Origin of the sequence: Xenorhabdus sp. KJ12.1 (assembly GCF_963876495.1) — a bacterium.
Lineage (GTDB): Bacteria > Pseudomonadota > Gammaproteobacteria > Enterobacterales > Enterobacteriaceae > Xenorhabdus > Xenorhabdus stockiae.
This window is the reverse complement of the sequence record NZ_CAWNQH010000105.1, coordinates 111598-134462: the sequence shown is the minus strand read 5'-3', so window position 1 is coordinate 134462 and position 22865 is coordinate 111598. Positions and strand designations below refer to the sequence as shown.

At 42.7% G+C, this 22865-nt stretch carries 20 protein-coding genes; 8 read left to right on the top strand and 12 right to left on the bottom strand.

Annotated features, from left to right (window positions below):
• Positions 1 to 89: 89 nt before the first annotated feature.
• From uvrB to bioB, 5 genes are all read right to left on the bottom strand, one after another.
• A complete protein-coding gene (uvrB, locus tag AACS92_RS18350) occupies positions 90 to 2123 on the bottom strand; it encodes an excinuclease ABC subunit UvrB (protein ID WP_099109136.1) in 2034 nt (677 codons plus the stop codon).
• 692 nt (positions 2124 to 2815) lie between these two features.
• A complete protein-coding gene (gene bioD / locus AACS92_RS18345; RefSeq protein WP_099109135.1) occupies positions 2816 to 3502 on the bottom strand; it encodes a dethiobiotin synthase in 687 nt (228 codons plus the stop codon).
• A complete protein-coding gene (gene bioC, locus AACS92_RS18340) occupies positions 3492 to 4295 on the bottom strand; it encodes a malonyl-ACP O-methyltransferase BioC (RefSeq protein WP_241537904.1) in 804 nt (267 codons plus the stop codon). Before bioC ends, bioD begins: the two co-directional genes overlap by 11 nt.
• Entirely contained in the window at positions 4279 to 5433 is a 1155-nt protein-coding gene (bioF, locus tag AACS92_RS18335; RefSeq protein ID WP_099109190.1) for an 8-amino-7-oxononanoate synthase, read from the bottom strand. The genes bioC and bioF overlap by 17 nt, the downstream gene beginning before the upstream one ends.
• Positions 5433 to 6473, bottom strand: coding sequence for a biotin synthase BioB (bioB, locus tag AACS92_RS18330; protein WP_099109133.1), 1041 nt, complete (start codon positions 6471 to 6473; stop codon positions 5433 to 5435). The genes bioF and bioB overlap by 1 nt, the downstream gene beginning before the upstream one ends.
• A 109-nt stretch (positions 6474 to 6582) precedes the next feature.
• Here bioB and bioA point away from each other — a divergent pair, with 109 nt between their 5' ends.
• Both bioA and AACS92_RS18320 read left to right on the top strand, forming a co-directional pair.
• Complete coding sequence (bioA, locus tag AACS92_RS18325) at positions 6583 to 7863, top strand: adenosylmethionine--8-amino-7-oxononanoate transaminase (RefSeq protein ID WP_099109132.1); 1281 nt, start codon at positions 6583 to 6585, stop codon at positions 7861 to 7863.
• A gap of 189 nt (positions 7864 to 8052) precedes the next feature.
• Positions 8053 to 8631: a hypothetical protein gene (locus AACS92_RS18320; RefSeq protein WP_099109131.1), complete on the top strand. Its 579-nt coding sequence runs from the start codon at positions 8053 to 8055 to the stop codon at positions 8629 to 8631.
• 86 nt (positions 8632 to 8717) lie between these two features.
• Here the strand turns inward: AACS92_RS18320 and pgl are convergent, their stop codons facing one another.
• Positions 8718 to 9704, bottom strand: coding sequence for a 6-phosphogluconolactonase (gene pgl, locus AACS92_RS18315; RefSeq protein WP_099109130.1), 987 nt, complete (start codon positions 9702 to 9704; stop codon positions 8718 to 8720).
• 273 nt (positions 9705 to 9977) lie between these two features.
• Between pgl and AACS92_RS18310 the strand changes: the two genes are divergently transcribed.
• Positions 9978 to 10793, top strand: coding sequence for a pyridoxal phosphatase (locus tag AACS92_RS18310; RefSeq protein WP_099109129.1), 816 nt, complete (start codon positions 9978 to 9980; stop codon positions 10791 to 10793).
• 61 nt (positions 10794 to 10854) lie between these two features.
• Here AACS92_RS18310 and modC read toward each other — a convergent pair whose 3' ends face one another.
• Genes modC through modA form a run of 3 tightly spaced genes read right to left on the bottom strand, consistent with a single transcriptional unit; the run spans position 10855 to position 13405 of the window.
• On the bottom strand, positions 10855 to 11919 hold the full coding sequence (gene modC, locus AACS92_RS18305) for a molybdenum ABC transporter ATP-binding protein ModC (protein WP_193756887.1): 1065 nt from the start codon (positions 11917 to 11919) through the stop codon (positions 10855 to 10857).
• Positions 11913 to 12605: a molybdate ABC transporter permease subunit gene (modB, locus tag AACS92_RS18300; protein WP_099109127.1), complete on the bottom strand. Its 693-nt coding sequence runs from the start codon at positions 12603 to 12605 to the stop codon at positions 11913 to 11915. Before modB ends, modC begins: the two co-directional genes overlap by 7 nt.
• Before the next feature lie 17 nt (positions 12606 to 12622).
• Positions 12623 to 13405: a molybdate ABC transporter substrate-binding protein gene (gene modA, locus AACS92_RS18295; RefSeq protein WP_099109126.1), complete on the bottom strand. Its 783-nt coding sequence runs from the start codon at positions 13403 to 13405 to the stop codon at positions 12623 to 12625.
• Positions 13406 to 13773: 368 nt separating this feature from the next.
• Here modA and AACS92_RS18290 point away from each other — a divergent pair, with 368 nt between their 5' ends.
• Positions 13774 to 14997: an MFS transporter gene (locus AACS92_RS18290; RefSeq protein ID WP_304440761.1), complete on the top strand. Its 1224-nt coding sequence runs from the start codon at positions 13774 to 13776 to the stop codon at positions 14995 to 14997.
• Between the two features lie 113 nt (positions 14998 to 15110).
• Here AACS92_RS18290 and AACS92_RS18285 read toward each other — a convergent pair whose 3' ends face one another.
• Positions 15111 to 15251, bottom strand: coding sequence for an AcrZ family multidrug efflux pump-associated protein (locus AACS92_RS18285; RefSeq protein WP_099109125.1), 141 nt, complete (start codon positions 15249 to 15251; stop codon positions 15111 to 15113).
• A 229-nt stretch (positions 15252 to 15480) separates the two neighbouring features.
• Here AACS92_RS18285 and modE point away from each other — a divergent pair, with 229 nt between their 5' ends.
• From modE to gpmA, 4 genes are all read left to right on the top strand, one after another.
• Complete coding sequence (gene modE, locus AACS92_RS18280; RefSeq protein ID WP_099109124.1) at positions 15481 to 16317, top strand: molybdenum-dependent transcriptional regulator; 837 nt, start codon at positions 15481 to 15483, stop codon at positions 16315 to 16317.
• A 297-nt stretch (positions 16318 to 16614) separates the two neighbouring features.
• Positions 16615 to 18099, top strand: a complete 1485-nt coding sequence (modF, locus tag AACS92_RS18275; protein ID WP_099109123.1) for a molybdate ABC transporter ATP-binding protein ModF — start codon at positions 16615 to 16617, stop codon at positions 18097 to 18099.
• A gap of 234 nt (positions 18100 to 18333) precedes the next feature.
• Positions 18334 to 19164, top strand: coding sequence for a CPBP family intramembrane glutamic endopeptidase (locus AACS92_RS18270; protein ID WP_099109122.1), 831 nt, complete (start codon positions 18334 to 18336; stop codon positions 19162 to 19164).
• A gap of 184 nt (positions 19165 to 19348) precedes the next feature.
• Positions 19349 to 20101: a 2,3-diphosphoglycerate-dependent phosphoglycerate mutase gene (gene gpmA / locus AACS92_RS18265; protein WP_099109121.1), complete on the top strand. Its 753-nt coding sequence runs from the start codon at positions 19349 to 19351 to the stop codon at positions 20099 to 20101.
• 52 nt (positions 20102 to 20153) lie between these two features.
• On the opposite strand, the gene aroG is transcribed toward gpmA, so the two are convergent.
• Positions 20154 to 21206 carry a 3-deoxy-7-phosphoheptulonate synthase AroG gene (aroG, locus tag AACS92_RS18260; protein ID WP_099109120.1) on the bottom strand — a complete coding sequence of 351 codons (1053 nt, stop codon included), beginning with the start codon at positions 21204 to 21206 and terminating at the stop codon, positions 20154 to 20156.
• Between the two features lie 389 nt (positions 21207 to 21595).
• Complete coding sequence (gene pnuC, locus AACS92_RS18255) at positions 21596 to 22342, bottom strand: nicotinamide riboside transporter PnuC (protein ID WP_099109119.1); 747 nt, start codon at positions 22340 to 22342, stop codon at positions 21596 to 21598.
• Positions 22343 to 22865 lie beyond the last annotated feature (523 nt).

The following is a 22865-nucleotide window of genomic DNA, read 5'->3' as shown; positions in this document are numbered from 1 at the left end:
AGTTATTGGTTGTAGCAGTTTCACTGATGGAGAGTGTTCTATTTGACTCTCCATTTTAGTTAACTATTAATCAGCTACCGATAATAATCTCAGGAATTAGCGATAAACTGTGCTCTCAATGCCTGAACCTGATCGCGCATATTAGCTGCCTGCTCAAATTCAAGATCCCGCGCATATTGATACATTTTTTCTTCCAATTCACGGATTTTGTTTTCCAATTCCTTCGCAGATAATTTATGGAAATCATCAATCCCCAAATCAGATTTGCTTCTATTTTTGGTTCTGCTTTTTCCTTTGCCATTACTAGGCTGACCAAGTTGCAGGATATCGCCAACTTTTTTATTCAACCCTTTTGGCACGATACCGTTTTCTTCGTTAAATGCCTGTTGTTTCACTCGGCGCCGTTCTGTTTCATTGATGGCTTTTTCCATAGAAGCAGTAATTTTGTCGCCATACAAAATGGCTTTACCATGTAAGTTACGCGCAGCACGTCCAATCGTCTGAATCAGTGATCGCTCTGAACGCAGGAAGCCCTCTTTATCTGCATCCAAAATGGCTACCAAAGAGACTTCCGGCATATCGAGACCTTCACGCAGCAAGTTGATCCCCACCAGCACATCAAATTCACCCAAACGCAAATCACGAATAATTTCGACCCGCTCGACGGTATCAATATCAGAGTGAAGGTAGCGCACCCGCTCCCCGTGTTCTTCCAGATATTCAGTTAAATCCTCAGCCATACGCTTAGTCAGAGTGGTGACTAATACACGTTCATTTTTAACCGCCCGAATACGGATTTCAGACAGCAAATCATCCACCTGAGTTGCTACCGGGCGGACTTCAACTTCAGGATCAATCAGACCCGTTGGGCGTACCACCTGTTCGACCACTTCATTACCGGATTTTTCCAGTTCATAATTGCCGGGGGTTGCTGATATATAGATGGTTTGTGGTGCCAGCGCCTCGAACTCTTCAAAACGCATCGGGCGGTTATCCAGTGCTGATGGCAGACGGAAGCCGTATTCCACCAGCGTCTCTTTACGGGAACGGTCTCCCCGATACATAGCACCAAGCTGTGGAACGGTGACATGGGATTCATCCACCACCAGCAAGCCATCTGCAGGCAGATAGTCAAATAAAGTCGGAGGGGGTTCACCCGGCGCACGACCAGACAGATAACGGGAATAGTTTTCAATCCCGGAGCAATATCCCAGTTCATTCATCATTTCGAGATCAAATTGTGTTCTCTGAGTGATGCGCTGCTCCTCCAATAACTTATCTGAAGCCAGAAGGACTTTTCTCCTGTCAGCTAACTCAACTTTAATCTCTTCTATCGCCTGAAGGATACGTTCACGAGGTGTTACATAGTGCGTTTTAGGATAAACCGTATAACGGGGAACGTTATACTCAACCTGCCCCGTCAGTGGATCAAACAGGGAAAGCCGTTCAACTTCATCGTCAAACAGTTCAACACGTAAGGCATGTTCATCAGATTCAGCCGGAAAAATATCAATGACTTCACCACGCACACGGAATGTTCCCCGCTGGAATGCCTGATCATTGCGCGTATATTGCAGTTCAGCCAAACGCCGCAGGATAGAGCGCTGATCGATCAGCATCCCATTTGTCAGATGAAGCATCATTTTCAGGTAGCTATCAGGGTCACCTAGACCATAAATAGCGGAAACAGAAGCCACAACAACCACATCTCTTCGCTCCAACAGAGCTTTGGTCGCAGAGAGGCGCATCTGTTCAATATGTTCGTTTACAGAGGCATCTTTTTCGATAAAAGTATCAGAGCTGGGTACATAGGCTTCGGGTTGATAATAATCATAATAAGAAACGAAGTACTCTACAGCGTTTTCCGGAAAAAACTCTTTCATTTCACTATAGAGCTGAGCTGCCAGTGTTTTATTAGGAGCCAGAACCATTGTTGGCCGATTCATGTTGGCGATGACATTGGCAATCGTAAACGTTTTACCTGAACCCGTGACTCCCAATAATGTCTGATGGGCAAGACCATCTTCCAGCCCATCCTGTAGTTTACGGATGGCTTCTGGCTGATCACCGCCAGGTTCGAAATCAGAATGCAACCTGAATACTTTGTTCGTTTCTTTACTCATCTTCCACCCGATAACATTGCACAGCTCTATCCTTATTTATTTCCAAGCCATAGCCCGAAAATACACAAGATATATACGCTAACCAAAACGTTCTTATAATACTGGATAAAAAAACAGCTTCAAGTGGGTTAACAAAATAATATTACCGTCCCACTTAAAAGCTGCACCTGAAAAGAAATAACATAACTAACATATCACATTAAGTGATATTAACCTTTAGTTAACATTATGTGGGCCTATTTTTATCCCCAGACAGTCTTTTTGTCTTTTTTATTTTCGTATTCGTTATTGAAATGATAAAGCAGGGAATGGCAAAGAGATAGTAAAAGGAATTGATTTTATATAACCAGTTAATTTTGAATGGAAAAAAATCAAAGGAGAGAATAACAGCAAATCTTGCGCAAGCCGCGTATTATCTTGTGTCAGACCACTTGTCTAAACCTAATGCACAAGGTTATCCACAGGAACAGTGGATAACTCAACAAATCCTATTAACTATGGGAAGTTGCGGAGTTATCCCCTATTATGGATTTTCTCAATAACAGAGTGTTTTCATGCTATTTTAGAGTCGATTTACGTTATTTTTTGTTCAAAAATAGTGCGAAAATTGCCGAAATAGAGTGGATTCTATACTAACATTTCAGCAGCCCCACTAATCCCTACTGGGATTTTAACCAACATCGTTTAAACAATTAGTTAACCAATAAATCAATGTTTATATATTTCCCTACGTCATGGCGTTCTACTTCCAGCCCACTCATATGGGGGATCACACCAAGTAATTGAGCCGGCATCATTCTCTTCAATGTCGCCAGATATTCAGCCTGACGCCTGCCGGGTGGCTCAATTTCATTCGCAACCCAGCCTGCTAATTTCAGCCCGGAATCCTGAATCGCTTTTGCTGTTAACGCTGCATGGTTAATACAGCCTAATTTCACGCCTACTGCTAATATTACAGGCAGCTTTTCCTCAATCACCCAATCAGCAAAAGTGTTATTCTCAGATAGCGGTGTATACCAACCTCCGGCTCCCTCAATGAGTACCCAGTTTGCTTTTGCTGATAATTCACTCAGGCCTTGTGACATCACAGAAAACTCAATAGGCTGATTGAGTTCAGCACTGACAATGTGAGGAGATGTAGGTTCAATAAACGCTAACCGATTAACCTCCTGATAGGTAAGAGGTACGGAGCTGTTATGCAATAACGCCAGAGCATCCCCGTTACGTATACCTTCAGAAGTGAGTTCACAGCCTGATGCAACCGGTTTATAACCCGCAGTCTGATAACCTTTTTCATTAGCCGCCTGTAATAAAGCACAACTGACAACCGTTTTACCCACTTCAGTATCAGTTCCGGTAAGAAAGTATTTACTTGTCACAATAAATAACTCCAAAAACAATTTGATAGCTTAATGGGTAATCCCCATTATTTTTGGGATAAGCTTCTGAGAGCGCATTCATGCGTTTTCTTGTCATCAGCCCCTGCTGACGTCCATGATGAAGGTGTGTGGCTCCAATTCCTTTTAGAGAATTTAATAGAGGCAGCAATTGCGGATAACGCTGATTGTATTGCTGGTGCCTGATTTGGCTCCGGTACGACTGACATGCATCTGCAATAGCCTGTAAAGGCAAAAACTGGTTAATGTGTCGGTAATCATCAACTTGTTTCCATGCTGCTTCCAGCTCCCAGAGCGATCCCTGTGCCAAGGTGGAAAATAAGATAAGCCCGCCGGGACGGGTTACGCGATGGAACTCCTGCAATACCCGAGGCAGTTCATTGCACCACTGCACCGCTAAGTTACTGAAACAGACATCGACACTGTTATCAGCCAGCCCCAGGTTTTCAATATCACCTTGCAGATAATAATCAGCAACCTGCAACCCTTTGGCATGACTTAACATACCGGCAGACAGATCCAGTGCGATAACCTGTTTACCCTTCTGTTTCCAGTGTTCACTGAAAAAACCCGTTCCACAGCCAGCATCCAATACCCAATTACCGGTATCTTCTGGCTGTGCCATTTTCATCAGATATTCACCTGTTTGTTGCTGTAGTTTCGCAGTGGCATCATAGCGCGAAGCCGCTCTGCCAAAAGCGCCCGCAACTGCCTGTTTATCAACACAGGTTTTAGTAAAACTGTTTTTAACAATACAGCTAGCGGTCAAATCCACGTAAAGCCTCCAGTAATACATCAATATCCTGTTGGGTGTGATCCGCCGTCAACGTAATACGCAAGCGAGCACTATCCGGTGAAACTGTCGGAGGCAAAATGGCTTTTACCCATAGGTTTTGTTGTTTCATTGTTTCGGATAAGGCAATACAGCGTTCATTATTACCGATGATCACAGGCTGAATAGCGGTTTCAGAATCCGTCAGAGAAAAAGATAAATTTTGTGCTTCACGACGAAAATACTGGATATTATTTTGCAGACGCTGGCGCAATTCATCTCCTGCCCTAATCTGGCGCGTGGCCTCGGAAAGTGCAACTGCCTGAGCCGGTGGCATAGAAGTGCTGTAAATCAGGTGTCGGGAATATTGAACAAAGTATTCTGCGGTCTGTTCATCACACAATACCGCAGCCCCGCTCAAACCAAATGCCTTACCAAAAGTAACGATTAAGATCTCCGGCTTAACATTCTGTAACCAGCAGCTTCCCCTTCCCTCATCACCATAAATACCAATACCGTGGGCATCATCCACCATCAACCAGCTACCTGTAGATTGTGTCGTCTGGGTAATTTCACTGAGTGGTGCGCAGTCCCCGTCCATACTAAAAACACCTTCTGTCACCACCAGTGTTTTACCTGCACATGATTTGCCTAAATGCTGTTTTAGCGAAATCGGGTTATTATGCAAAAAGCGTCGAAGCTGAGCCGGTGAATGCATAGCCGCCTCCATCAGGGAGGCGTGGCTCAGGCGATCAGCAATAATGCGATCCTCTTTTTCCATCAGAGCCGCTATCACGCCCTGATTAGCCGAATAGCCAGAAATAAACAGCAAGGCACGGGAATAACCAAGCCACTCCGCCAGTTGTTGCTCTAACGCATGGTGAGCCGAGGTATATCCGGTTACATGCCCTGAACCACCACTACCGACACCATATTGTTCAGCGCCTTGTTGCCACGCAGCAATAACCTCAGGGTGCTGGCTTAATCCGAGATAATCATTACTGGAAAAGTTCAGGTATTGTTGCCCATCAGAGGTGTAGAGGTGCCGCCCATTTGAGCTTTGATGAGCCTGTCTGCGGCGCCATAAGGAGGTGTCCCGACGTTCGGCCAATCGCCGGGAAAGAGAATCTGACCAGCTCATCATATTGCCGCATTATAGAATTGTTCGTTGTCAGCATTATTAATGATGGCTTCTGTCAGGTGTTGCTGCTGCTGTTTGTCACCAAATGCTATTTTTGTCTGTTGAGGGTTAATGCCCAACCTACGGAACAATTGCAAATCTTTGTCTTCGCCCGGATTCGGGGTAGTCAGTAATTTGCAGCCATAAAAAATGGAGTTAGCGCCTGCCATAAAACACATAGCCTGTGTCTGCTCATTCATCTGCTCACGCCCCGCAGATAAACGGACATGAGATTTCGGCATCATAATACGAGCTACAGCGATAGTGCGGATAAAATCAAATGGATCGACTTCTTCATTATTTTCCAGCGGTGTTCCTTTCACTTTTACCAACATGTTAATTGGAACACTTTCCGGTGGTTTGGGCAGGTTTGCCAGTTGCACTAACAGAGCTGCACGGTCACGAATTTCTTCACCCAGTCCTACAATGCCGCCAGAGCACACTTTAATACCTGCATCCCTGACATTTTCCAGTGTATCCAGCCTGTCCTGATAACTGCGCGTAGTAATAATATTGCCGTAAAATTCCGGTGAGGTATCCAGATTATGGTTGTAGTAATCCAGACCTGCTTCTGCCAGACGCTGTGCCTGAGACGAGTTCAGCATTCCCAGTGTCATGCAGGTTTCCATGCCCAATGACTTAACTTCCTGAACCATTTTTTCCAGATAAGGCATATCCCGTTCGTGTGGGTTTTTCCATGCAGCACCCATACAAAAGCGGGTCGAACCTGCATTTTTAGCTTTACGGGCAGATTCGATAACTTTCTCCACTTCCATCAGGCGTTCTTTTTCCAGACCGGTTTTGTAACGCGAGCTCTGTGGACAATATTTACAATCTTCAGGGCAGGCTCCTGTTTTTATTGAAAGAAGTGTACTGACCTGTACCTGTTGCGGATCAAAATGTTCACGATGTACTTGCTGTGCTTGAAACAGTAATTCAAAAAAAGGCATATCAAACAGGGACTGAGCCTGCTTAATTGTCCATTGTTGACGCTCACTCACAATAACTTCTCCAGCATGAAATAAAACATGAAATAAAAGTTGTCAGTTTAAATAACGCCGCTATCATGTCAACCAAAACTAGATCTAAAAGGTTTACAACTAATTTATTATGAATCCTTCAGATATTGAATTTGACCTGCGCCACATCTGGCATCCATATACATCTATGAGCAACCCGCTACCGACTTATCCGGTCGATTCTGCCAGTGGTGTTGAACTGGTATTATCAGATGGGCGTCAATTAATTGACGGTATGTCTTCATGGTGGGCGGCAATTCACGGCTACAATCATCCCGTACTTAATGAAGCCGCAAAATCACAAATTGATAAGATGTCCCATGTGATGTTTGGCGGCATTACTCATCCACCAGCAGTAGAATTGTGTAAACAACTGGTAGCAATGACGCCTGCATCGCTGGAATGTGTTTTTCTGGCCGATTCCGGCTCAGTTGCCGTGGAAGTTGCCATGAAAATGGCTTTGCAATACTGGCAGACAAAAGGGCAACAACAGCAGAAAAGACGACAAAAATTCCTGACACTGCGTCATGGTTATCATGGTGATACTTTCGGAGCCATGTCCGTTTGTGATCCCGAAAACTCTATGCACAGTCTGTATCAGGGCTATCTTCCCAATCATTTGTTTGCTGATGCCCCACAATCCCGCTTTGATGGTGAATGGCAACCAGAAGATATCTCTTCTTTCCAGCAATTATTGTTACAGCATCACGATGAAATCGCGGCCGTTATTCTGGAACCCATTGTTCAGGGAGCGGGTGGAATGCGGATCTACCACCCTGAATACCTGCGTCAGGTGCGCAACCTTTGTGATGAATACCAAATTTTGCTGATCGCAGATGAAATCGCCACCGGCTTCGGGAGAACCGGCAAGCTATTTGCCTGTGAACACGCAAATATAGAACCAGATATTTTGTGTTTAGGTAAGGCTCTGACAGGCGGCTATATGACTTTATCCGCAACATTAACGACCCGCCATGTTGCCGAAACCATCAGTCAGGGTGAAGCAGGCTGTTTTATGCATGGCCCGACATTTATGGGGAATCCGCTGGCTTGTGCCGTTGCCGGAGCCAGTCTGAAATTACTCACTGAAAGCCCGTGGCAACAACGCATTCACTCAATTGAATCCGTCTTAAAAACAGAGTTATTGCCTCTGAAATCATATAATTCGGTTGAAGACGTCCGGGTATTGGGTGCTATTGGTGTGGTAAAAATGAAACAACCTGTTGATGTAGCGGTACTACAGCGCCACTTTGTCCAACAGGGAGTCTGGATCAGACCATTCGGACGTTTAATTTATTTAATGCCGCCTTATATTATTCAGCCTGAGCAGTTATTGAAACTGACAAACGCTATTGCTGATGCGGTAATTTAATTATTAACGGCAGCATTGATAATAATGCTGCCGCTGTTATTTATTATAAAAATAACAGCCTATTTATTAGTAAAAGTCAATTCCTGATAAATATTGGCAATCAATTAAATGCATTCTTTCTCATCCAAAGAAAATATTTTTGTTATATTCCACTCAGTCTTATTTACTTTAATCAGAGAGGAATACACTATGAATCAGGAAAAATTGTCCGTACCTTCTAATGAAGAAATGGAAGCTATATTTAAACAATCTCAAGATATTTATGAAAAAGAACAATTACATTATGAGGCTATAGCAAAAGAAAAGCCTGAGCTTGCTAATCTGTTTGGGGGAATTCCTGTAATAAACCCACCAATTTACCCTATTCCCGTCATTAAAACGGCAGAGTATGTTAGCGGATATTTTAATATTAACACCTATCATCAGATTGGAAGCTATCCATTCATTCAAGTATCATCTTATCCTGTTTTAATTGGCAACAATCCACATACAAGAAGAAATGCTAATTTCAACGGATATATTTATGGCAGCTATAACATGCCACAAATAAATCTTAACAACCTTTATCTTAGTGGAGTAGTTCATCACACCAATACAATCATAAACACACCACTTAATTTTCAGCTTTTTATTTACCCACAAAAAATCCACCTGCGGTTATTTAAAGGAAATGTTTATTTAGGTGATTTAATTTCTGTATATCAGCATAATATATTGGTTACATACCCTATCGTTTTCTCCGGAATCGGAACTTTTAATTTCGTCTAAAATAATTTTTAAATCCAGATTTACTTTTTCTGCATATTACAGAAAAATGATTAATGGCCGCGCTAAAAATCTGCGCGGCTTTTTATTTATAGTGCCAGTACCGTTACCCACATTGGGCCTTTACCAACCGGATAACGCGCCAACTGAGTAAGTTTTCCGGTGTATTTATCAATACCGGATACGGAAATATGATCTGATTTTTGTCCAGAGGCAATTAAGAAACGCCCGCTGTGATCGATAGCAAAACCACGGGGCTGGCTTTCTGTTGGATAATGCCCTGCCAATGTCAGATGATAACCATCTTCTGACACGATAAAGTGGCTGATAACACTCTCAGAGCGCTCACTGGTATAAAGATGGCGGCCATCAGGTGTGATGTGAATATCCGCAGACCAGCGAACAGCCGAGAAATCAGCAGGTAACGAATCAACCGACTGCACAATCCGGTATTTTTCCCATTTACGCAGTACTTCAACGGTTGAATCGAGTTCATTGATGCAATAAATCGCTTCTTTCTCAGGATGAAAAGCCATGTGGCGTGGCCCAGCGCCGGCTTTTGTCGTAATTTCATCAGCACGACGTTCTGTCAGATATCCATACTCATTCAGATCAAAAATACGGATATGATCTTCCTTCAGACATGGGACCAGTAACTGATGGTTTTCCCGATCAATATTGGCAGAATGTGGCGCTTTCAGTCCTTCTACAACTTGAATAGGTGCTTTAGCAATGCCTTTTTCATCAATAGGATGGACACTTAAATTATTGAAGCTATAGGAAGCCGAAAATAAAAAACGCCCTGCTCTGTCCGTTGAGATATGTGTCGGACTTCCCGGTAATGGGGCAATGGACTGCTGCTCCAATCGTCCGTCAGCACTGATTTTATAAGTTACGATGCTGAACTGAGGGCGTATCCCAACATATAAATGCTTTCCATCAGGATGGATGACCATTGGCTGTACTTCGCCCGGCACACTGACTGTCTGGAGCAGTGAAAGTTCTCCGACAATATTCAGGGACCAGACGTGGATCTGACGACTATTCGGGCTCGCTGTATAAACTACTTGTTTCATTTTCTCTCCTTAAAGCTCCATCACTATTTTATTGATCTGCAATGATTCCTGAAAAGATATGTCTGTTAAACTGTATACACTTCGCCTTTCAAGTTGCCTCTTTGTTGGCTACGCTCGCTCACCCCAGTCACATAGTTGTCTATGCTCCTGGGGATTTATTCTCTTGCTGCCGCGACGCACCTTGAAATCCATTGTGTATATAATTATCAGTTTAACTGCTTTTCATTAACATATAATATTTGTTGAAATCATCAACAGCTTAGAGGCTAATTCATGTCATACCGCGTTATCGCACTGGATCTGGATGGAACGCTGCTCGATCCACAAAAAAATATTCTGCCAGAATCGCTCGCGGCTCTAAATGAAGCCCGTCAAGCGGGTATTAAGGTTTTGATCGCCACCGGCCGCCATCATGTTGCCATCCATCCGTTCTATCAGGCGCTTAAGCTCGACACTCCGGCGATTTGCTGTAACGGGGCTTATTCATATGATTATCAGGCTAAAAAGGTTCTGGCCGCTAATCCTCTCTCTATTCAGGAAGCCTCTCAAGTACTTTCTTATTTACAGGGCACTGAAATTGATCATCTGATGTATGTTGATGATGCTATTTTATATGAATCTCCACATACCGTTACCCGAACCCTTGCATGGTCAGATTCTCTGCCTGAGCATCAGCGCCCTACTCTCCTGCATATCAACAACTTTCAGGAAGCACTGAATAATGTCAATTTCATCTGGAAACTTGCCACTATGTCCCCCGATTTGGCGAAATTACGTGAGGTCAGTGAGCAGATCAGGGAAGAAGTCGATCTGGAGTGTGAATGGTCATGGTTTGATCAGGTCGATATCGCCAAAAAGGGCAATAGTAAAGGGCTGCGTTTACAGCAATGGGTTGAATCACAAGGGATGAGTATGAAAGATGTTATTGCTTTTGGCGATAATTTTAATGACATCAGTATGCTGGAATCCGCAGGTTTGGGGGTTGCGATGGGAAATGCCGTTGATGATGTCAAAGCGCGGGCAGATCTTGTTACCAAAGATAATGTTCAGCCCGGTATTGCAGAAGTTATCCGAAAATATGTGCTTTAACTTGTTTCACTCTGGAAGGAGCATAAGTCACCCGTGCTCCTTCCATTCCACTATATTCAGTTTATAAGTGCTGATTTAACGCAATACTTTTAATTTGCGCATACAGCCATTGCCCTTCACGCAGATTAAGTGCTTCCCGTGCCCACGGAGTAATCCTTGCCCACAGATAACGGTCAGCCAGAGCAAGTTTGACATCAACCTGACCAGCATCCTCGAAAAATTCAATGACTTTTACCTGTAAGGTATTACGAATACTACTGCCTTTTGGTGGCTCTAATACTAAAGAAACATCGGAAGCATCAATGCGGATACGCAAATCAGTTCCCTCTGTGACATTAATTTCCGGTAACCAGAGAGCTTTATCAGCCACCGCCACTGCTGTCATGTGGTAACGCTGATGATGCTCCATCACTGTTACAGTTAATATACTGCTCAGGTTATCCTTTTGCAGCCACGGTCGCAGGATGCTGTTTGACCACACTTCTTCCAGTGTGCCTGCCATCCTGATTTTTCCTTTATCCATAACAACTACGTTATCAGCCAGATGGATAATTTCATCCAAATTGTGACTGACATACAGGATCGGAATTTTGATATCTTCAGACAATTTTTCCAGATACGGCAATAATTCACGTTTACGGGGCAGATCCAGTGAGGCCATAGGTTCATCCATCAGCAAAAGTTCAGGCGCCGTCAATAATGCCCGCCCAATCGCAACCCGCTGTTTTTCTCCACCAGATAAAGTTATTGGAAAGCGTGATAGCAGATGCTCAATACCAAGCAATTCCACAATTTTGCCAAAATGTGGCTGCATGTCTGGCGACATACCATATTGCAAATTTCCTTTGACCCGATAATGAGGGAAAAGCCGGGCATCCTGAAATACATAGCCGATTCGACGTTTTTCCGGTGGCAGAAATATTTTGTGCTCTGTATCTACCAGAATGCGTTGGTTTAAGATAATGCGGCCTTTTTGTGGCCGGGTCAGACCGGCAATGGCATTGATTAACGAGGTTTTTCCTGCTCCGGAAAGCCCGAAGATGGCAGTAATGCTTTCCGCTGGCAATGTGGTATCAATCTGCATATGCAGATCACCCATATGCTGTTCGAAATTTAATTCTAACATGCTGCCCCCAGCCGTTTTCTTCCCCAACGGGTCAGCCACTCAGACAGCAATAATGACACCAGAGCCAAAATTACCGCGATCACACACAAACGTGCGGCGGCAGTTTCTGCTCCTGGCATTTCAATTAATGTATACATGGCAAGTGGAATGGTACGAGTCTCACCGGGAATATTTGACACAAAAGTAATGGTTGCGCCAAATTCACCCAATGAACGGGCAAATGCCAGCACAGAGCCAACAATAATACCCGGCAATGAAAGTGGTAAAGTAATCGTGAAAAAGACCTTAAGTGAACTGGCTCCTAACGTGTGGGCCGCCTGTTCCAGACGAAGGTCTATCGCTTCCAGAGCCAGACGGATTGCCCTGACCATGAGCGGAAAGGAAACAACCGCCGAAGCCAGAGCAGCACCTGTCCAGTTAAATGCAAAGCTAACACCGAACCAGTCATAGAGAAATTCCCCGAATATACCGCGACGCCCCATACTCATTAGCAACAGATAACCAACAACAACCGGGGGTAAGACCAGCGGTAAATGGATAACACTATCCAGCAGGGATTTCCCGAAAAACTGACAACGTGCCAGAACCCATGCCATCAAAATCCCTAATGGCAAACTGAACAGCACTGCAATCCCTGAGACTTTCAGACTCAGTAAAATTGCCTGCCATTCATATTCACTTAACATCTCCAAAAGAACAGTTCCTACAGTGAATTAAAACCGTAACGTGTGAAAATTTCTACGGCTTCAGGGGTTTTAAGATAATCATAAAAATCCTGTACCGCTTGATTTTCATGACCTTTAATAATTGCAACCGGATATTCCACCGGTTTATGACTCTCTTGCGGGAATACACCAACAACTTTCACTTTTTTGCTGGCAACAGCATCAGATCCATAAACAATTCCCAGTGGCACTTCTTCACGCTCGACCAGAGCCATACCACTACGCACATTGTTAGTTCGGGCCAACAATGGATTAACTAAATCCCATGCTCCCAGATATTGCAGGGATTCTTTAGCATAAATACCAACAGGAACATGGTCAGGATCACCAACAGCCAGATGCTCTCCGGCCAGTAAAGAACTCCATTTTGTTTCCTGATTGATATCGATTTTATTCAGCTTACTCTTTTTAGGCGCAATCAGAACCAGTTGATTTCCCAACAAAGTATGACGAGTATCTTCAATAATGAGTTTTTTGCCCGAAATATAATCCATCCATTGTTGGTCAGCAGAAATAAACAGATCTGCGGGTGCTCCCTGTTCTATTTGTCGAGCCAGTGTTGAAGATGATGCGTAAGAAGCAACAACCTCACCTTGAGTATCTTTTTTATACTGTTCGGCAATATCGTTAAGTGCATTCGTCAATGATGCAGCAGCAAAAACAGTCACTTTTTCCGCAGCCCAAGTGTTGCTAACAAGAGCAAAAGACACTACAGCCCCGGCCAATAACTGATAAAAATTCTTTATTACGCGCTTTTTCATATTGTATTCCACTTATGATAACCAAAACGGTGCGCTGTATATAACAAGATACAACGTTAAATGAAAATACTATTCTGAGATTAATCGGCAAGTTGTGAGCTAGTTTTAGCTTTTGTATTAAGTTGATGTAAAGATTACTCAGAAAACACAAATAATCTTCAATATTGTCAATATAGTAATGTGGAGAAAAGAAGTTATATACAGTGCTATATCTCGTTGTATTATATATTTTTCATCTTTCAAGTTGCCTCTTTGTTGGCCACAATACAACACAAAATTCATTGAATATAACTGCTGATATGTGCCGGAACAGAGTGCATTTTTAAAGCGAAAAACATTCGATATTTTACATAAATGAGGGCTAACTTTTGTTACACACCACCCCATTACAAAAAGACATCACCAAAAAACGGTTGCTGACAATAGCTGGCTTGGGCTGGATGTTTGATGCTCTGGATGTCGGTCTCTTATCCTTCTTACTGGCCGCCCTGAAACAAGATTGGGGACTAAGCTCAGAACAGTTAGGCTGGATAGGTAGTATTAATTCGATAGGCATGGCCGTCGGTGCTTTTGTCTTTGGCGTGATGGCTGATAAAACCGGACGAAAATCAGCCTTTATTGTCACACTACTGCTGTTTAGTGTAGGCAGTGGCTTAACGGCATTGGTCACCACATTAGCAGCACTATTGGTTCTGCGTTTTATTATCGGTATGGGTTTAGGCGGAGAACTTCCTGTCGCGTCAACGCTGGTGTCCGAAAGCGTAGAACCCCATGAGCGTGGGCGTCTGGTTGTGATACTGGAAAGCTTCTGGGCCTTCGGCTGGCTTGCCGCGGCATTGATTGCTTATTTTGTTATTCCAAGTTATGGGTGGCGGGTTGCCATGTTGCTGAGTGCTCTACCGGCTTTTTACGCTATCTACCTTCGTTTGCATTTACCCGATTCGCCACGCTATACACAAATGTGCGCCCAGAAACCCCTCAATTCAATTATGCATAATATACGAGAAGTATGGTCGGCCGATTATCGTCGAGCAACTGTCATGCTGTGGGTTTTGTGGTTCTGCGTAGTATTTTCCTATTATGGTATGTTTTTGTGGCTGCCAAGCGTCATGATGCTGAAGGGGTTTAGCCTGATAAAAAGTTTCCAATATGTGCTAATCATGACACTAGCTCAGCTTCCCGGTTACTTTACTGCCGCATGGATGATTGAACGCTACGGACGTAAATTCGTTCTGGCGAGCTATCTAATGGGAACTGCTGTCAGTGCCTATTTCTTCGGTACAGCTGATAGTATTACCCAGCTTCTTATCTTTGGCATTCTGCTGTCATTTTTCAATCTTGGTGCCTGGGGAGCAATCTACGCCTATACGCCAGAACAATATCCGACAGCAATTCGCGCAACCGGTGCTGGTATGGCGGCATCAATTGGGAGGGTAGGCGGTATCATTGGCCCTTTGATGGTCGGTTATCTGGTAGCGATGAATTCATCGATCTCCCTGATTTTTTCCCTGTTCGGCTTTTCAATTCTGGTGGCTGTAGGCGCTGTGATTTGGCTGGGGAAAGAGACTCGCCAGACAGAACTTATGCCGTAATAAAAAATAAACCCTGTTTGAAATAACAGGGTTTTTCAACAATCTGCTCTCAGTATATGACTTCTTTAGGAAAAAAAAATCGCAGAGGCGCTGGCGATCAAATTCAACCAAAATTAGCGCTCAATACTTTGTGTTTCACTTTTAGAGATAAGGTTAAACAATTCACCCAACCCATAAATCAGCCCAAGAATGGCTGCCATGACAACAGGAACCATGACCAGTTCAAACGCTATACTTTTAATCAGTTCAAACATGTATACCTCATATCATGAATGACTATCATCGAATCGAACAATAAGCTGTGCCTGATTCAGCTTCACACTCATCCGGCAATGAACGCCCGGTAATGAAACAAAAAGCTTTACTGCACAGACAACAATTACGCTATTCTAGACAATAAAAAGGTAACAGTAACCGACGAAACGTGCGATTCTTACGGTTATTCTGTAGAAACTTTCAAATAGTTACCTGAAATGAATCACTATGCAAGCCGAAATATTATTAACTCTTAAATTGCAGCATCGGGTTTTTGCCGATCCCCGGCGAATTGAATTGCTGAAGCAGATAAAAATTACGGGTTCTATCAGTCAGGGAGCCAGACAGGCCGGTATCAGTTATAAAAGTGCCTGGGATGCTATTAATGAGATGAACCATCTGGCAGATGAGCTATTGGTTGAACGAGCAACCGGTGGCAAAGGCGGTGGTGGCGCTCAACTGACTCCTTATGGCGAACGCCTGATACAGCTTTACGGCCTGCTGGAACAAATTCAGCAAAAAGCATTCGATGCTCTCAAACAGGATTCACTGCCTCTGGATAGTCTGCTGGCAGCCATTTCGCGGTTTTCTTTACAATCCAGCGCCAGAAATCAATTTTTCGGTACAGTCGTTGAGCGGGATAATGGAAATATTCAGCAAAATATTGGTATCCTGCTGGCTGATGGCAAAACATCTATCCGCGCTTCTGTAACAGAACAAAGTGCTGAACGCTTAGGATTGATAAAAGGAAAAGAGGTGATCGCACTTATTAAAGCGCCGTGGATTACCTTACGCAAAGGAGCTACCGTTTCCTGCAACACGACTTTTTCCGGAGACATTAACTCTTTCGAAAACACCCCCGTTTTTGAAAATCAGTTATCCGGCCAAGTCAGCCAGATTGAGGCAGGAGCACAGTGCAGCGAAATTATCGTGAGTCTGAATAGTGGCGAATCTCTCTGCGCCACATTATCCAATCAAGAAATAGAAAATTTAGGTCTTCAACTAAATGATATTGTCACCGCTCTTTTTGGTGCTGATAAAGTGATTATTGCAGCATTAAATTAGATATATACCCTATGGATTTCGAGTTGCATCGCGGCGGCAAAGGAGTAAGTCCCCTGAGCATAAATAACTATGCGGCGACTGGGGTGAACGAGTGCAGCCAACAAAGAGGCAATTTGAAAGACGACGGGTATATTTGCCCCCGTCAGGGGCATCCGAATATTCCCCCTAACAATTAATATTCCCCCATCCCGAAATATAAATCCATAACGAATAACAGACGACTACTCATTGACATTGAACAGTATTCCGCTTATTTCTGTGATCCTTTAGTTGATGTTGCTTAAATAAGGAAGAAAAATGTCTGAATTGCAAGTATCGCAAGGTAGTTTCCGTTTAAGTGACACCCGTATCCTGAAGATACCGTCACTAAAAATCATCTCTGGGGAGAACTGGGCATTTGTCGGTTCGAATGGCAGTGGGAAGTCTTCTCTGGCCTGTGTTTTATCGAATGAATTAACCCAACTGACGGGTGAAATACATTGCTCGTTCCATACTCCTGTACGCCTCTCTTTCGAGCAACTTCAGCAACTGGTTGATAAAGAATGGCAACGCAACAATACAGACCTGCTCAGTGAGGATGAGGACGATACTGGACACACTGCCGCAGAAATCATTCAGCTTCACCATAAAGATAATGAATTGTGCCTTGAGCTATCCGCATATTTCGGCATTAAAGATCTGCTCTCACGCCGTTTCAAGTATCTTTCTACCGGTGAAGTGCGGAAGGTGTTGCTTTGTCAGGCATTAATGGCGGATCCAGACCTTCTTATCCTTGATGAACCTTTTGACGGATTGGATGCTTATGCCCGCACTCAGTTATCTCAGCTATTATCAACACTGGCCGAAAAAGGTATCACACTGATTTTCCTGTTAAACAGATTTAACCAGATCCCTGATTTTGTCGAGAGAATTGGTGTACTCGCCGATTGTCAGCTGATGCTATCCGGAGAAAAAAAGCACGTTTTGGCTGAATCTCTGGTTGCACAATTAGCACACAGTGAAAAACTAAAAAATATTCGGCTGCCGGAAACAGATGAGTACCGAATTGATGAGCAACTTCTCTCAGATCAACCGCTGGTATCAATGCAGGATGTTGTTGTTCAATACAATGATAAACCGATATTACATGGCCTAAGCTGGCAGGTTAATCCCGGTGAAAACTGGCAGATTATTGGCGAGAATGGAGCAGGAAAATCCACTCTTCTCAGCCTGATTACCGGCGATCATCCTCAGGGTTACAGTAATCAGCTAGTTCTATTTGGCCGCCAGCGAGGCAGTGGAGAAACTATCTGGGATATTAAACGCCACATTGGCTATGTCAGTAATAGTATTCACCTTGAATATCGTGTCAGTACCAGCGTCCGTAATGTTATTCTCTCCGGTTTCTTCGACTCCATCGGGCTTTATCAGGCTGTTTCAGATCGTCAACGACAATTGGCAAATGAGTGGCTGGCATTATTGGGTTTATCCGATGCAACTGCAAACAGTCCGTTTCATAGTCTGTCATGGGGTCAGCAACGCCTTGTATTAATTGCCCGTGCCTTAGTGAAACATCCGGCTTTGTTAATTCTTGATGAGCCATTGCAAGGGCTTGATTCACTCAACCGGCAGTTAGTCCTGCGTTTCATTGATATCATGATTAAAAATGGCGATACGCAACTTCTGTTTGTCTCCCACCATCAGGAAGATGCGCCAGAATGCATCACTCATCGGCTGAAATTTATTCCTGATGGCGATATTTATCGTTATGAAACCGAGCTGACTTTTAGCCCTCTTTTGTGATTTTCTAATATTCTTCATTTTTCAGGCCGTCTCTGACCGGAGGCCGGCCTGAAACCCATAAAATATTAATTCCTCTCTCAACTGATACTGAAGAGGGATAAATGTGTAACGTGTTCTATAAATATTTTTTTGATAGTCCCTATTATTTTTTTGAATTTTTTGTCTATTGCTATAAAATCCCGCCCTATTTTTTAGATCGTTTACCTATTTTTTTCAAAAAGAACCGAGAATTGTATGGGCTGGACTTTACTTGCCGCTTCGCTGGCACTGTTAGATATTCGCCAAAAAATCGCATTTTTCATTGCATTCTTAGCTATCGCTGTTGGGATCAGCACTCACATACTGGCCTACCCCGCGATCACCTCATTATTAATGATAAGTGTATTGGGTGTGGCGCATGTCTATTTCAATACCAAAAGGCATTTTATCGGTAAAAGCATTACCGAAGCCATGTTGGTTATCGTTAGTATTTTGTTATTTATACATTTTATTCCCGGTTTTCATAACCTGAAATATCTGGACAAAGTACAGGTTGGGCCACTCAGTGCACCTTTTTCTATGTACTTCAATTTTGACAAGGCACTGGTTCCTTTTCTTTTATTGTGCTGTATGCCAAGCCTATTCCGCTGTAACCCAGTAGTTAATGCTCCTGCTCACGGCTGGGCGTTGTTAATCGCAGCGATACCAGCATTATTAGGGCTTGCTACATCGCTTGGCGGGTTGGCAGTTGAACTCCACCTACCAAGTTGGTTTCCTGCCTTCGTTGTTGCCAATATTTTATTTGTATCACTAGCAGAAGAAGCCTTATTCCGTGGCTATATTCAACAAAAGCTCAGTCAGTGGATGAATCCCTATTTTGCGCTGATCATTACTTCTTTACTATTTGGTGCCGCCCACTTCGCAGGCGGTGGACTATTGATGGCCTTCGCAACACTGGCAGGCCTGATTTATGGTATAGCGTGGATGTGGAGTGGCCGTTTATGGGTAGCTGTCGGATTCCATTTTACCCTTAATGTATTACACCTGCTGTTTTACACTTATCCGATTAAAACGATCATCAGCTAATTTCCGCTATCTTATCTATACACATGGATTTCAAGTTGCAGCCAGTCAGGCTGCAACTCCTTCCATATATGATTTAAGACAGAAGTTCATCGACTATTGTTTGCTGTTTCAGTCTATCGCGCCATATAATGCCCGCAGCGAGCATTTCATTTTGTATTAAAAAGTAATGATAGGAGTTTAAGCTATGGCTGTAACTAAGCTGGTTCTTGTAAGACATGGTGAGAGCGAGTGGAACAAAGAGAACCGTTTTACGGGGTGGACTGATGTTGAACTGTCTGATAAAGGCCGCAATGAAGCGCAACAGGCTGGTCAATTGCTGAAACAGGAAGGTTTTGCTTTTGATTTCGCCTATACATCTGTTTTAAAACGCGCCATTCATACTTTGTGGAATATTCTGGATCAGGTCGATCAACAATGGCTACCAGTTGAAAAAAGCTGGAAACTGAATGAACGCCATTATGGTGCCCTACAAGGTCTGGATAAAGCAGAAACAGCAGCTAAGTATGGTGATGATCAGGTTAAATTATGGCGTCGTGGCTTTGCCATCACTCCTCCTGATCTGACCAAAGATGATGAGCGTTATCCCGGCCATGACCCTCGCTATGCAAACCTGAAACCAGAAGAACTTCCTGTCACAGAAAGCCTGGCAACGACTATCGAGCGTGTTGTTCCTTACTGGGAAGAAGTAATTAGACCTCGCGTTGCAAACGGTGAAAAAGTTATCATCGCTGCTCACGGCAATTCGCTGCGCGCACTGGTGAAGTATCTGGATAATATGGGCGAAGACGAAATTCTTGAGTTAAATATTCCAACTGCTGTACCGCTGGTTTATGAATTCGACGAGAATATGAAGCCAATTAAACACTATTATCTGGGTAATGCGGATGAAATCGCTGCAAAAGCAGCGGCTGTCGCAAACCAGGGTAAAGCAAAATAATTGAGAAAGACATAAAAAGCCGGAAATCATTCCGGCTTTTTTTCATACAAAATCATCCTCGGCGAGTTCTGACAGCCTGAGACAACTGCTGTAATAGCAGTTCTGTATCATCCCAGCCAATACAGGCATCTGTCACACTTTTCCCATAAACCAGTGGCTCATCATCATCTAAACTTTGGTTGCCTTCAACCAGATGGCTTTCAACCATCACACCGATAATCGCATTCTCTCCGGCAGAGATCTGGCCACAAACATCAGCCCCTACATCCATCTGCCTTTTGAACTGCTTCGCACTGTTTGCATGGCTGAAATCAATCATTACCTGCGGTTTCAATCCTGCTTTTAATAAACCTTCTTTCACCGCGCTGACATGTTCAGCACTGTAGTTTGGCTCTTTTCCGCCACGCAGAATAATATGGCAATCCTGATTGCCCGTCGTATTAACGATGGCAGAATGACCCCATTTAGTTACTGACAGGAAGCAGTGTGATGAGCCGGCAGCATTGATGGCATCAATCGCTACTTTTATTGTACCGTCAGTACCGTTTTTAAAACCCACCGGGCAGGACAGCCCTGATGCCAGCTCACGGTGAACCTGAGACTCGGTTGTACGTGCTCCTATTGCTCCCCAGCTCATCAGATCGGCAAGATACTGGGGGGTAATCATATCAAGGAATTCACCTGCTGCCGGTAACCCAATATTATTAATATCGAGCAGAAGTTTACGTGCTGTGCGTAACCCATCATTGATATCAAAGCTACAATCCATTTTCGGGTCATTGATTAACCCTTTCCAACCAATTGTAGTACGCGGTTTTTCAAAATAAACCCGCATCACGATTTCCAGATCTGCTTTCAATTCGCGGCGCAATTTATTCAGGCGCTCTGCATATTCCAGTGCAGCCTTTGGGTCATGAATTGAACATGGGCCAATTATTACCAATAAACGATCGTCTGCACCAATTAAAATGTTATGAATGCCTTCACGAGCTTCACGAACGGTAGCAGCAGTATCTTTTGTTGCAGGGAATTTTTCGAGTAATGCAACTGGTGGCAATAATTCTGTTATTTTTCTTATCCTTACATCGTCATTCTGGTAATTCATCGGCCTTTCACCTAATGTGTTTACAGTTATTTAAAATAATTTTGTGATCTCAATCTAACTGTTAGATGAAGTGCTGTAAATAATCTTTATGAGTAAATAAGCAGAATTTTTATAAAAGAGAAAAAATATATATCCAATGGATTCGGAGCTACATCACGCCAGTAGGAAAATCACGAATTAATCGAAAACGAATTTGCCAATCAAATACGAGCCGAGAGGAAAGGCTATAGTCCCTTATTAATTCCAGAAATTCAGGTAACTAAATGTTTATAAAAAGATAACCTGAACAAATAATGTCACTAACAAAGAGGACATTGGAAAAATAGCATGTATAAATGGAATATCAACAAACAGGCCATAATGACTTATGGCCTGTTCCGGGCTAGTTATTAATTTGAATTTTCAGTGGAAGTACGTTCTGTAGATGATGTTTCATGATTATTCTTAGCTACTTTTATCCATAGACGAGCACCGTTCAAAGCAATCCCTGTCAGAATAATATATTGCAACGACATCGCTAATACGCCTTGCTTGTAGTAAATGGCAACGCTGATCACATTAATAATCACCCACAACAGCCAATTTTCTACATGCTTACGGGTCATGAGAATCATAGCCACTATTGATAATACGGTCATAACAGAATCCCAGAATGGGAAAGCATCTGGCAGCAAGTCAGGCATGGTGATCCCAAAGCCCATTCCCTGTAAAGCAATCACAGAAACTTTTGCCATATAACCAAATATTTGGTCAATATTAAATGTCATTACCAGGATAAAAAGGAGGGAAATAGTAGCCACACTGAACATCTGTTTGGAGCTGAGCCAGCGGATCTTTAATTCTTTCTGTTGCTGTTCATCGACTCTGCTCCATGCATACCAACCATAAATGTTGGCAGCAAAGAAGAAAATTTGTAGCATAAGACTGGCATAAAGCTGGATCTGAAAAAATATCACCGCAAATAGGGAAACATTAATTAAACCAAATAAATAGTTAATAATTTTTTCCTGACTCGCAAGCCAGATACATAATAAACCTGCAATTGTACCAACAGCCTCGATATATGAGGGTTGATAACCAAAGATCTCCACAGGGATATGGTTATTTATACTGAAAAATCTGCTGAGAAAATCCATACTTTTTATCCTTACCGTAATTAATGTTTAGTATGTCAATAACAAAGGCATTAAATCAGGTTAAAAACCAACCTTATAGCCAGTTTTTGTTTTATATACTAAACAAGATAGCGAGTTTTTAAGTAAAAGTCTTTAAGTATTTTAGAAATTTTAATGTCAATTACCAGACGCTGATATGGTAAACATAAAAACCAATTATTAATAATTACACTTGGAAAATAGTTAGGGAATTATAAAAAAGGAATTTATCTTAAATGTGATTTAAATAAAAACAAAGTGATACCAATATATAAAAAATTAGATTAAAACATTAGCAGAAATAGTGAAATTTCATTTATAATTTTACTTTATGATTAAATATAAAATCATATAATTGAAATTATTTTCTTGACATAATAAAGAGTGACAACTAACTTTTATTATATATTTTGGATGAATAATTTTATCCGCATTAAAAAAACCATTCACATTGGATTATAATGATATTCATACCTCATATATTGCTAAGAAAAATCAGAGTATA